General features: G+C 54.6%; 11 protein-coding genes. 7 read left to right on the top strand and 4 right to left on the bottom strand.

Features of this window, described 5'->3' with window-relative positions; genetic code table 11:
- The first annotated feature begins 241 nt into the window (after nucleotides 1-241).
- From E5J99_RS20030 to E5J99_RS20005, 7 genes are all read left to right on the top strand, one after another.
- On the top strand, nucleotides 242-490 hold the full coding sequence (locus E5J99_RS20030) for a hypothetical protein (RefSeq protein ID WP_135499591.1): 249 nt from the start codon (nucleotides 242-244) through the stop codon (nucleotides 488-490).
- 361 nt (nucleotides 491-851) lie between these two features.
- Entirely contained in the window at nucleotides 852-992 is a 141-nt protein-coding gene (locus E5J99_RS21495) for a hypothetical protein (protein ID WP_167852259.1), read from the top strand.
- Between the two features lie 287 nt (nucleotides 993-1279).
- A complete protein-coding gene (locus E5J99_RS20025; protein WP_135499590.1) occupies nucleotides 1280-2545 on the top strand; it encodes a beta propeller repeat protein in 1266 nt (421 codons plus the stop codon).
- Between the two features lie 21 nt (nucleotides 2546-2566).
- On the top strand, nucleotides 2567-3568 hold the full coding sequence (locus tag E5J99_RS20020) for an ATP-grasp domain-containing protein (protein WP_135499589.1): 1002 nt from the start codon (nucleotides 2567-2569) through the stop codon (nucleotides 3566-3568).
- Between the two features lie 114 nt (nucleotides 3569-3682).
- Complete coding sequence (locus E5J99_RS20015) at nucleotides 3683-4684, top strand: hypothetical protein (RefSeq protein WP_135499588.1); 1002 nt, start codon at nucleotides 3683-3685, stop codon at nucleotides 4682-4684.
- Between the two features lie 49 nt (nucleotides 4685-4733).
- Nucleotides 4734-6962: a peptidase domain-containing ABC transporter gene (locus E5J99_RS20010; protein ID WP_135499587.1), complete on the top strand. Its 2229-nt coding sequence runs from the start codon at nucleotides 4734-4736 to the stop codon at nucleotides 6960-6962.
- Nucleotides 6955-8238 carry an HlyD family secretion protein gene (locus tag E5J99_RS20005; RefSeq protein ID WP_135499586.1) on the top strand — a complete coding sequence of 428 codons (1284 nt, stop codon included), beginning with the start codon at nucleotides 6955-6957 and terminating at the stop codon, nucleotides 8236-8238. The genes E5J99_RS20010 and E5J99_RS20005 overlap by 8 nt, the downstream gene beginning before the upstream one ends.
- Before the next feature lie 144 nt (nucleotides 8239-8382).
- Here E5J99_RS20005 and E5J99_RS20000 read toward each other — a convergent pair whose 3' ends face one another.
- The 4 genes from E5J99_RS20000 to E5J99_RS19985 all read right to left on the bottom strand — a co-directional run bounded on the left by E5J99_RS20000 (nucleotide 8383) and on the right by E5J99_RS19985 (nucleotide 11891).
- Nucleotides 8383-9774 (bottom strand): ISKra4 family transposase, encoded by a 1392-nt coding sequence (locus E5J99_RS20000; protein WP_135499585.1) that lies wholly within the window; start codon nucleotides 9772-9774, stop codon nucleotides 8383-8385.
- Nucleotides 9775-9792: 18 nt separating this feature from the next.
- Entirely contained in the window at nucleotides 9793-10305 is a 513-nt protein-coding gene (locus tag E5J99_RS19995) for a recombinase family protein (protein WP_135499584.1), read from the bottom strand.
- Nucleotides 10306-10455: 150 nt separating this feature from the next.
- Nucleotides 10456-11145 carry a plasmid pRiA4b ORF-3 family protein gene (locus E5J99_RS19990; protein WP_167852258.1) on the bottom strand — a complete coding sequence of 230 codons (690 nt, stop codon included), beginning with the start codon at nucleotides 11143-11145 and terminating at the stop codon, nucleotides 10456-10458.
- A gap of 197 nt (nucleotides 11146-11342) precedes the next feature.
- Complete coding sequence (locus E5J99_RS19985; RefSeq protein ID WP_135499582.1) at nucleotides 11343-11891, bottom strand: hypothetical protein; 549 nt, start codon at nucleotides 11889-11891, stop codon at nucleotides 11343-11345.
- Between the last annotated feature and the right edge of the window lie 180 nt (nucleotides 11892-12071).

Here is a 12071-nt window from a genome sequence, read left to right as displayed (position 1 = left end):
GCGCCCCCATCAAGGTCTGAAGGGCCAAACCCCCGCGCAAATCTTCGCCCAAAACCCTACCTTCAACACCTCGTCCATTTGCTTAACAAACCCCGCCTAAACTGTCCAGTTTTTGGGGAGTAGTACAGGGTACAAGGCCTGGCTTCGTGCGTTTAAGCGAAAGTCTATTATAATTTAGCGGTCCTGTGTAAGAGTAGCTAAGTAGTAAAACAAGATAATTTGACTAATTAAATCCCTCATAATGAGTGTTATTAAATATTTGGGGCGCCTCGAACAGATAGATGCCCTAATTTCTCGCAAGGCTACCGGTACACCCGATGAGTTTGCGGATCGGCTAAATCTGTGCCGCAGCGCCTTGATGCACTGCATCAAGGAAATGAAGGAACTGGGGGCACCAATTGCCTACTGTAAGCAGCAACAGAGCTACTACTACAAGGAGAATAAGCGCCTCTTCATCGGCTTTGTAGCTCCCACGACCGCACCCAGATAGGCAAGGGCGATTATACTCCAACGCGACTACTAGCGCCGTGCTTCACTCGTGCTGCAGGGATCCCCAAGTAAAGTAAGCACCGCCTTAATTTTCAGGCTCACGGGTCTGTTTGATGAGCATGTTTTTTTGCATTTATAAAAGAATCTAACCATCTGATGCGAGCCTAACATCCTGCATGAATGAGCAGTAATGTTGGATCAGAGAATGGCATTATAAAATAATTAACCTAAATGTATCCAATCCAGATATAATGGATTGTGTATGCGCAACTTGCCGTCGCAATATTTCTGGTGGCCAACAGTAAATTTGCCGCAAAGCCTGCTTGGCGTACAAGTGGGTAAATAACCGTTAATTAAAAAAGATGAAAAAGCAAATCAATAAAATGGATAAGTTCAACGAGAACAAACTGAAGAGCCTGGAGAAAGTTGTGGGCGGTGTAGCTCTGCCAACTATCACTGGTGTTCTCGACGGCGTTAAGCACAACACCGATTTTCACCTGTAAGAGATAAACCGAATTTCCAGTATAGTTTCTTTCTATTATCTATTTTCCATTCCACTGGATTGCGTAAATAGTTAAAATATTTCAGTGTTAAAACACTTGGAATAGACACACGGTACTGGGAATACGTTGTTTATTGCTTAAAAAAAGCAGCCTTGTACATATTTGTGCAAGGCTGCTTTTTATCGATATGCAAGATAATATTGTACAGAAAAAATGCCTGCAGTATTGCTGATTTAAATTAAGATGATTGCCAAAGTTCGTAACTTAAGTATTCGTGTGATAATGTTATGAAAAAATATGTTTTTCCCCAAGTTGAACAGATACAACAATTTCAATTTCTGACTGATTCATCGGGGATCCTGCTGGACGGCAACGGGCATCTATATTCGTTTCAGGGTAGCTTATTACGCCCGATGGCTGTACCCACCGGCTTCACTATCTCTCACTTCCACTTCACCGCATCCGGCCTTGGGGCCGTGATCGGGAATGCGCCCAGTGGCACACCAAAGGTGCAGGAAGGCAGCTTAGGCGGGCTTGGACTAGTTTTTTTGCTATTAGTAGCCCTAGTTTCAAAGTTCAGCTGGCGCTGGCCTGCCTACCGACTGACGGCTAGTAGCTTCAGCGTAACCTTACTAGCGGTATTAGGTTCTTGCGCCAGCCAGTGGCAAAAATATTCTGCTTCCGACCCAGACTCACGTTTTATAACCCTGATAAATCGGAATCAGGTCAAAAAAAGCGCCTTCCACCATTATCAAGGCAATAAAGGCCAAAAGTCGTTTATTGGAATTACTCAAAATGAAGGTCAGAACTGGCAGGTAAACGAGGTGCCAACCAACTTTTACTTAACGGCCGTTACCGCCATTGGAAATACCTTTACAGTAGGCACCCACGCTAATAACAAGCAGGGTGCTGTACCTATGCACGGTGACGGCGATATTTGGCTGTATGGGAATGATACGCGCTACACGGCATTATTAGCTGATAACACCCCGCAGCACCCTTACGGAATAAGCATACGACACGGTATCAACGGATTTGCGCTGTACCCTCAGGATTCACTGCTATTTGTATTCGGCACGGAAACAATGCCGACGTTTCCCAAAGATGAGATAAGTACTGCTCCGGGTAATATTTACTGCCTGCCAACGAGCCTAAAACCAGTATACAAAATTATCGATGCCCCTGATAGCGCAGCAGTGCATTCTTTGACGAAGTCATCAGCCGGGGAGCTGTGGATAACCCTGGAAAATCGTGTGATGCGCATAATAAACGGTACAACAGAGTATCGAATGCTGGCAACCAAAAAGCTCTGCCGGCTACAGCAGGGAAGTTGGCGGGTAGTAAATCCAGTCGGCCAGCAAAGTTTTGTCCAGGTTGAGTTTGTGCCCGGCACCAACCGGGGCTACGTATTAACTGATAACGGCCAATTACTGATAAGCAATGACAATGGAGATAGTTGGACAAAAACTAGTCTTGGGGCCGTACGGACAATCCATGCTTGGCCACAGCACGCGGCTTTTCTGCAGGGCCCGAATCAGTTGTTGGTTGACTAACTATCGCGTGATAGGAGCCTGATGATTGTCTTACTGAGTTACAACGGCGACGCCGCTACTGCGGAAATAATGGATTGGCTGCAGCATTTGGGCGGCCCGTATCGGCGAATAAATCTCGAAGACGAGGACTTTCGCAATATTACCATCGAAATGACCAGGTCGGGGGGCGTACACACCACGCTGCTACTGCAGGACGGCTCTATACTGAACGTGGCCGAGGTAAGCTGCTTTTTGTTTCGCGGCGGGCTGTTTTCGTTTGATCAGCTGCCGGCGCCTGCCGGACCAGTGCCTCCCGCAGTGGCCGAAGCGCACCAACGGCTCGAGTTTCAAACCATTACAACGTTTTTTTACGAGCAGGTAGCGGCCAAATGCTTGGGCAGTCCCCTGTTGCACCCACTAAACAAGCTCAAACAACTGCAGGCCGCTCAAGCCCTGGGTATCCCTATTCCGGCCACGTTGGTGACCAGTGCCCAGTCCAGGCTTTGTGCCAGCGGGCTGGGTGCCCAGTCTGTGGTACTAACTAAGTCAGTGCAGGAAAGCATCTTCACTCCGGCCGGGGATGCGTTTTACGATCTGAAAGCCGCCGAAATACCGGTGACCGAAGTGCCGGAGCACTTTTTCCCGTCTCTGTTTCAGGCGAGCATTGCCAAAGTCATTGAAATCCGCGCTTTCTACCTGGCCGGCGACTTCTACGCCCTGGCTATGCTCCTGTGCGCGGCCCCGGAGCGGGTGGTGGACTTCCGTACCCAGACACGGCAGATCAGATACTGCCGCTACCAGTTACCCAATTCCCTGACCCGGCAGCTAACCCGCCTGATGCGGATGCTACAGCTCAACACGGGCTCCATTGACCTAGTACGCACGGCCGAGGGCCACTATTACTTTCTGGAAGTAAACCCGACGGGCCAGTTTGGCTGGGTATCAGAATACGGCAGCTACTGTCTGGAAAAGAAGATTGCCGAATACCTACTCCACCAACATGAAGCCTTTGAAAAAAGTACAGTTCGTGCCCGTCAACTATAGGTTTCTGCAAGTCACGAGTTTGGCCGAAGCATACCCGCAAACTGCTCGCAGTGCTGCCTACAACGATTCGGACTTACGCGTAAGGCCATTTTACAAACCTATAGCGTTTTTGCGATGAACAGGCTATATCCCAACTGCGTACCGGTGCTGGGCAAACACCGCGTGGCTCTCTACGACCTGGACCAGCAGCAGTTCAGCGTACTGGCCAAAACGGCGTTGTACGGGCCCCAGGACTACCCCGGGCAGGAGTTTCAGCCGAAGCAAGTAACTGGAGCCGGCTGGCAGCTGCTGGCTCAACACCACGCCCTGCTGCCGGACGCCGCCGTGGCGGGCCTGCCTGGCTTGCAGGCCCCGCCCACGCCCGCAAAGTGGGAGTCGCCGGCCACGATTACCAACGCCATGATTGAGGTGACGACCCAGAACGGCTTGCGCGAGCCGGCCGCCCTGGCCCGGCTGCTGGACATGCTGGCGGAGCTGGTCTGTAAGCATCTGCTGGTACGGGTGGCCGCGCCGCTGTCGCTGCCAGCCGTGGCGGCCCTGGTGCAGAAGGTGGAAGCTACCAACGCCTACTCGCTGCAGCTAGTGCTGCCTTATGACGAAGAGTACTATTCCAACGAGTTTGGGGACCTCATTATAGGGCAGGCAAAAGTGATGTACACCGTAATAGAGAACAGTCCGTTTGATAAGAACATCGAGGACCGGATTTTCTTTTCCCGCCGGGCCTTGGCGCTGAGCTACGCCAAGCATGAAGGGCAGTTTACGCCCAATCATGCCTTGTTCGGGGAGTCGCAAGGGCACCACACTTATTTCAACCGGAAGCTGTACATAGGGCCCAGCGGCGAGCTAAAAAATGCCCTGGAAACCCCGCTGGTGTGTGGTCATCTTCAGGACGTGGCCACAACCGGGCAGCTCCAAGCTATTGTCGACCAACCGGATTTTCAGCGCTACTGGTTTGCCCACAAAGAGGTCTGCACCGTGTGCCGCGACTGTGAGTACCGGCACATGTGCGTGGACAACCGGGTGCCGGAGCAGGCCGCCGATGGCAGCTGGTTTCATCAGCAGGCCTGCAACTACGATCCCTACACGGCCCAGTGGCAGCCGACTGGCAACGGGTGAAGATCCGGAAATCAGTCGTCCAGGTCCGGGGCGGCATAGAAAGCTAAGCATGCAGAAATTTCCGTTTTACCAGCAGCAGGAAACCAAAGATTGTGGTCCGACCTGCCTGCGAATGATAGCCAAATTCTACGGCAAGAACATTTCAGTAGCCACTATCCGAACGCTGGCTGAAACCACGCGCGAAGGATCCAGCTTGGCTGGGATTAGCGAGGCGGCTGAGAAGCTGGGATTTCATACGCTGGGCGTGGGGCTCGACTACGCACAGTTTAGCGAGGAAGCCCCACTGCCGGCCCTGGTGCACTGGGCCGGTAATCATTTCGTGGTAGTGCACAAGGTAAGCAAGGGTCAAGTGCACGTAGCCGACCCGGCCCACGGCCTGCTCACCTACTCGCCTCAGGAGTTTCGGCGCAGCTGGATCGGAGCCCAAGCAGACGTGCCCGGAGCCCAGGGCGTGGTGCTGCTGCTGGAGCCGCTGCCGGCTTTCTATGAGCAGCCCGACGAGCCGCGCGACACCTCCTACGGAGGGCGGGTGGTGCGGGCCCACGTGGGGCGGCACCGCCGTTTTTTTCTACAGTTGCTGATCGGCTTAGTGGCGGCCAGCGGCCTGCAGCTGCTGCTGCCCTTCCTGACCCAGAGCATTGTGGACGTGGGCATCAAAAATCAGGACTTGGGCTTTGTCTACCTAGTGCTGGGCGCCCAGCTGTTCCTATTTATCGGTCGCACTAGTCTGGAAATAATACGCAGCTGGATTTTGCTCCACCTGAGCACCCGTATCAACGTGGCGCTGATTTCGGATTTCTTTATCAAGCTCATGCGCCTTCCCATCGGCTATTTCGACACCCGCCTGACTGGGGATATTCTGCAGCGTATTCACGACCATCACCGAATTGAGCAGTTACTCACCGCCTCATCGCTGAACACGTTGTTTTCGGTGGTCAACCTCGGCATTTTTGGGGCCGTGCTGGCCTGGTACAACGGGGTGATATTTCTGCTGTTTGGGGGCGGGCTACTATTGTACTTCGGCTGGATCAGTTTGTTTTTGCGCAGCCGCAAGAATATTGACTACAAGCGATTTGCCCAGGTCAGCGCCGAGCAAAGCAAGGTGATGGAGCTGATTGGGGGCATGCAGGAAATCAAGCTGCACAACGCCGAGCGGCAGAAGCGCTGGAGCTGGGAGTACCTGCAGGCCCGGCTGTTTCGCCTGGAGGTCAGGAGCCTGCGGCTGGAGCAGATGCAGACCGTGGGGGCTAATTTCATCAACGAGCTGAAAAATATTCTGATCACCACCTACGCCGCCACGCTGGTTATTCAAGGCAACCTGACGCTGGGCATGATGCTGGCCGTGGCCTACATCATCGGGCAACTCAACAGCCCGGTGCTGCAGCTCGTCAGTTTTGCTCACTCCCTGCAGGATGCCCGCATTGCCCTGGAACGGCTGGCCGAAATCCACGACAAGCCCGACGAGGAGCCCGCCACGCCGGCCCGCGTGAGCTACGTAGATCCCGCCGCCGACCTAGTTATCCAGAATCTGTCGTTTCGCTACGCTGGAGCCGTCGACAGCGTGCTGCACGACATCAACCTAGTGATACCGGCCCGCAAGGTGACGGCCTTTGTGGGAGCCAGCGGCAGCGGCAAAACCACACTGCTCAAGCTGCTGCTCAAGTTTTACGAGCCTACGGCCGGCAGTATTGCCTTGGGCGGAGCCCGACTGTCTACCATCAGCCAGCAGGCCTGGCGGGCTCATTTCGGGGTGGTAATGCAGGAAGGCTACATCTTCAACGACACCATTGCCGGCAACGTCGCGCTGGGCGACGATACCATTGATTACCAACGGCTGGTGCAGGCCGTAGAAGTGGCCAACATCCGTGACTTCTGCGAGGGGCTTCCCCAGAGCTACAACACCCGCATCGGGGGCGAAGGTCTGGGCATGAGCACGGGACAGAAGCAGCGCTTGCTCATTGCCCGGGCCGTGTATAAAAGCCCCGATTTCCTGTTTTTCGACGAAGCCACCTCGGCCCTAGACGCGCGTAACGAGCGGGTAATCATGGAAAACCTGCAGGCGTTTTACCGAGGCAAAACGGCCGTCATCATTGCCCACCGTCTCTCGACGGTGAAAAATGCCGACCAAATTGTGGTGCTTGACCAGGGCTCCATTCTCGAAGTTGGAACGCACCGCACCCTGGTGCAGCAGCGTGGCGCCTACTACAACTTGGTGAAAAACCAGCTGGACCTGGAACAGCTGCATCACGCGACGGGGGAGGAGGTGCTGCATGGATAAGGCCCCGCTCGAGTTGCGCTCGGAAGAAGTGCAGGATATTCTGTCCGCCATGCCTGGCTGGCTCATTCGCTGGGGCAGCCTGCTCATTTTTGGGCTGCTGGCCGGGCTGCTGGCTCTAGCCTGGCTGATAAAATACCCGGATACGGTGACCGGTGAAGCCGTGGTGACAACGGAGGTGGAGCCGGTGCTGCTGTACTCGAAAGTGGCCGGCAACCTGAGCCAGCTGCACGTGCGCGAAGGTCAGCAGGTGCGGCAAGGACAGCTGTTGTCCGAAATCAGTAGCCCGATACAGGCCGCGCAGGTCGAGTATCTGCAGCGGCAGGTGCGGCAAGTTGAGGGGTTTCTGTCCAGTGGCCAACGGACGGTTGTCACATTTGCCCCAACCGAGCCTGCCTTTGGCGAAATGCAGCCCACCTACAACCACCTGAAAGCGCAGCTCAGCGACTTTGCCCAGCTGCGCAGCCGCTACTATCAGCAAACCCAGCAGCGGCTGCAGACCTCCGTGGCCCAGCACCGACAACTGGGCCGCATCTATGACCAAAAGCTGGTTATTGCCCGCCGCGAACTGGCCAATAACGCTACCAGCTTCAGCCGCGACCAGCACCTGTTTCGGGAAAAAGTCATCTCGGCTGCCGACCTGGCCGATAAGGAAAGCCGCTTCAACCAGCGCAGCCTTGATGCCCAGAATATTCGGGAGGCATTCGTGCAAAATCAGTTGGCCTTAGCCCAAGTGGAGAAGCAGTTGCAGGACCAGACATTTACCACGGTTGAAGCCGGGCGCAAGCTGCGACAGGGCATTGAGGCTGATATCCGGCTGCTGGAAAATTTTGTGCTGAACTGGCGGCAGAACTACGCCGTGTCGGCCCCCACGGCGGGCCGGGTCGTGTTTCTGGAGAAAGTATCGGTGGGCAGCTACGTGGAGACGGGCAAGCCGCTGGTGGCCTTGGTGGCGCCGGCAGCCCGGGTGCTGGCCAAGGTGCGGGTAAGCGCTGCGCGCTATGGCAAGGTGCGCCCCGGCCAGAAAGTGCGGCTGGAGCTCGACAACTACCCCTTCCAGGAATACGGGTTTCTGTACGGCACGGTGCACACAAGCAGCTACCTGCCAGTGGCCAAAACCTACGAGTTGGTCGTGGCCCTACCCCCGCAGTTGATTTCGTCGTACGGGCAGCGCTTAGCCTACAAACCCAACATGAGCGGTACGGCCGAGGTTATTTTAGAAGACGAGCGCCTGCTGGTCAAGCTGCTGTACTTCCTGCGCAAGCTTAGCCGGCACTAGCCTGGCCGCGTAAACGCAGGTTTTGCTCGGGTTGGGGTCGCACTAAAGTAGGAACAGAAAACAACACTGAGCCTCTTTGACCACAATAAACGAACTGATTTGTCTCAATAAGTGGAGAGCATCAAAAAGTGTGGGGCAATTGGGCTAAGCGGCCATCGGCAGGGCTTCCGCCGGTAGTGGCCGGAAGCCCGGATACTGCTGCCGAAAACATTCCTCCCATTCCTCGTTGAGCACCTTGGTACGGGCCTGTACGAGCAGATGCGCTCCCTTTTTGGTCCACTGCATCTGCTGTCGCTTCACCATTCGCTTGGCCAGCACCTGGTTGACGGCTGACTCCACAAAGCCCGTAGACACCCGTTCGCCGTAGTGATGGCGCTCGGAGTAGTCCACAATAAATCCACTGTTCTGCTCCACATAGGTGTAAAAATCAGCAATTAATCTGCTCAACGGCTTCAACTTGCCATATTTCTTGGCCACCAACGGGTCGTCTTGATGCGTGGCCAGGATATCGTCCAGGTCCATGATTTTTTCCGCCGCCCGCTCCGTGTTGCCGTGCCAGAGGTGCCACTTGATGCTGTGCAAGCGGTCCTGCAGCGCTTTGCCACCGGCCGCATCGACCTGGGCCACTCCCAGCGCGTATTGGTGGAGCACCGTCAGGCGCATGGTCAGGTGAAACCAGTCCAGGATGTGCGTGGACTCCGCGCTCAGATAGCTGGTCAGCGGCCGCAGAACAGCGGCGCCATCCGTGAAAAATTCCACCGATTGATTTGCCTGTAATCCCTGCGAGCGCAATACCTCGAACACCCGTCGTCGCGGCTTGGCATCGACCTCCTGCACGAAGCCGAAGCATTTGGCGGTCCCCTCTGCGGGAATGCTTTTGCCCGCAATCACCTCGAAACAGCCTTTTTTATGCCAGTGCCGGACGTAGCCGCCGTCGAGGCCAACCACCAGCGGGCGGGGCGGGCACGGCAAGGCCTCGCGGTCGCGCTGACAGACGCCCTGAAAGGAGGCCACTTCCGCGGGCAGCTGCTGTTCCTGGGCTTCGACCACGGCGTGCAGGTGTTGTTGGATGGTCGTACCCGATAGCTTCGCACTCAGGGGCAGCACGTCCTGGAGCAAATCGGCCGTTTTCTGGTAGGGAATCAAACTGGCCCACTTGGTTTCCAAATACAGCCGCTCCGGCGTAACGTGTTGTGGGAAGAGGCGCTGGAGCGGGCTAAAGGTTTTGGGTCCCGCCTCGGTGGGCGGCAAGTAGTAGCGCGGGCTGTCGACCGTCACATTCCCAAACAAGGTTTTCAGCTGGAGCGGGTAGCTGCCTTTCTTGCGCAACCCGCTGGGCTGCTGCACCTGCAGGTGCGTCGCTACCTGCTGCCCAATCATCTTTTGCTGAAGGCGTTGCAGCAGCTCTTTTGATTCGGCCAGCGTCAGGCCCACGCTGGCTAAGCTCAGGTCCTCCCGGCTCCAGGTGAACACGTCTTCGAGGATGGGCTCGTCGCCCTCCGACGGACAAGCCACCAATTGTAGTTTGAAGTTCATGGGGCTGGGGGGTAAGGATTACAGCAAGGCTTTCACTTTACGAACCGTATTGATGGCCACGTCGCACAGCTTCGCCGTGTTACGTACGCTCAGGCCCGCGCGCAGCTGCCGGGCGACGGCCGCATACTTTTTTAGAAAGACGTCTTTTTCTTCTGTAGTGCCTGCCGGGCGGCCAATAGAAATGCCTTGCCGCCGCGCTTCGTCCATGCCAGAGAGAATGCGCTCGCGCAAGGTCTCGCGTTCCAGGCGGGCGAATTCCGCCAGCAACGTGAACACGAACTGAGCGACCGGATTGCGCTTGCCGTTTTTAAGCGTTTCAATACCAAAGTTTTGGACGTAGATGCTGATGCCCAACTGGGTCAGCTCCTCGACGATTTTCAGCACTTCCACCGTGGAGCGACCCAGGCGCGAGACTTCGCTCACCAATACTTTCTGAATGGCGCCCCGGCGGCTCAGCTCCAATAACTGCTGAATCCCTTCCCGTTCCTGATTCCTTTTAGCCCCGCTAATCTTCTCCGCAATCTCGGCCACGACCTAGACGGCCTGACTCTGGGCCACGGCGCGCAGGTCTTCCACCTGCCGCTGGTAGTCTTGCTCCTTTTTGGAGACGCGCACGAAAATAACCGCCTGTTGCATGGCGCAAAGCTACCCGGACTGTATCAAATAAACCACTTGGTTTTCTTAATACGAATTCGGTCCGGTGGAAGGCGCGAAAAAGTAGTCGTAGCCGCCCTGCGAATACAGAAAATCAGGATTACCCTTAAGTTGATACACTTTCGCCAGGCGTTCGTTGACGAGGCCCTTGTCGAAGTGCTCCGGCCGATAGGTCCAGAACCAGGTCGGCATGTCGTCCTCCCGGATATCCTCGCCGGCCAGTAGGCGGTCATGGGCTTCGTAGGCCCAACTGAACTGGTCGAGCGTCCGCTGGTTGTAGCCATCGGGACCGCCGACCTCCTCGGGTGGGCAGGCCCGGCGGCCACTCACGCAGAACGGATGGGCGGACAGGGCGGTCGGGGACAGCACCTGTTCCTCGCGCACCTGGTGGAGCCAGTAACCGCCGAAGTCGTAGGTGTAGGTGAACTTGTCGTTCGCCTGCCATGGGAAATCGCCCAGGTGAACCCGGCGGGCATCGTCGGCAAAGGAGAGGCCGCCGGCATACGAAATCCCGTATTCCTTGCCCCAGAGCTTGAAGCGGTGCAGGTGCCAATTCTCCCAGCCCATCACCACCTGGAAGACGTGGTGTAACTCGGCCAGGGTGGTGTTGCCCCGCACGAGCACGCGCCGGCAAATCTGAGGGCTGATACCCAGCAGATGAATCTTGAGCTGGTAGACCGCCGCCAGGTGGTCATCGCCGACGGCAGAAGGGAGCACAGCGGGTGGAGGCATGGCGTTCACCAACAGAGAGGGGCTCCCAAGTTAAGCCAGCAGGTGGTTGAACCCGACTGCCCCACACTTTTTGATGCTCTCCTATTTACGCCGTTTGTCGGGCGACGCCCCGCTCTTTTTTGCTGCCATCACAGAAGAAATATACGTCCTTCTTCTCTCCGGCTTGATTAAACCACCTCACTTTATGGTTTTGATTGTCTAATATTTATATTCTTCTGCGTGCATTTAATCGAGCTTATTTTAATCACTTTATACCCGTATTTGCTATATTCAAAATTAATTGCTGTACTACCAGAATTTGCGGAGAATGACCCCACAGAATCCCTTCCTTGTTCTACTGATCCTGTTTTTCCCTCATCAATTTCATAACTTACCCTGACAGGCGTAGTAAGCAATCTGTTCCATCCAAGTTTTTCAAGATATTTATACTTAACATCAAGTGACACAGTATCGAATGCAATTAAGTTGATATCTTGATATAGATAGCTTTTTAATTCAAATTGAAAGGCGTGTTTCACTGAATTTTTATTTGTGTTATTTGCATTTAAAAAATCACACCCAAACGTTTTCATTTCAATAAAATAAAAATTTTCTGCATCTTTTCCTCCAAAAGCGATAAGATATCCCTCTCGGCTGTATATACTATTATCTGAGCTATTATTTTTTTGACAAGAAAAAATAAAAATAATCAATAATAATAAGAACACTGGTTTGATTTTTTTCGGTGACATACTTTGATGCTTGAGAATTGTTTGTTAAAGTTCGAACGGCATAAGCTTGACTTGGGTGTAATTCAAATCTTCGCTTGGCTGCTTTTGAGTAGTTGGGTGACGAGGTCGAACTTTCGGCTTTTGTAGGCTACGCGTAGCCGTAGCAGATGGTCGCAACCGTGGTTGGCCCAGCGCTGGCCG

Origin of the sequence: Hymenobacter elongatus, assembly GCF_004745955.1 — a bacterium.
Lineage (GTDB): Bacteria > Bacteroidota > Bacteroidia > Cytophagales > Hymenobacteraceae > Hymenobacter > Hymenobacter elongatus.
Note: the sequence above shows the minus strand (reverse complement) of the source record. Positions and strands in the feature narration are given on the sequence as shown.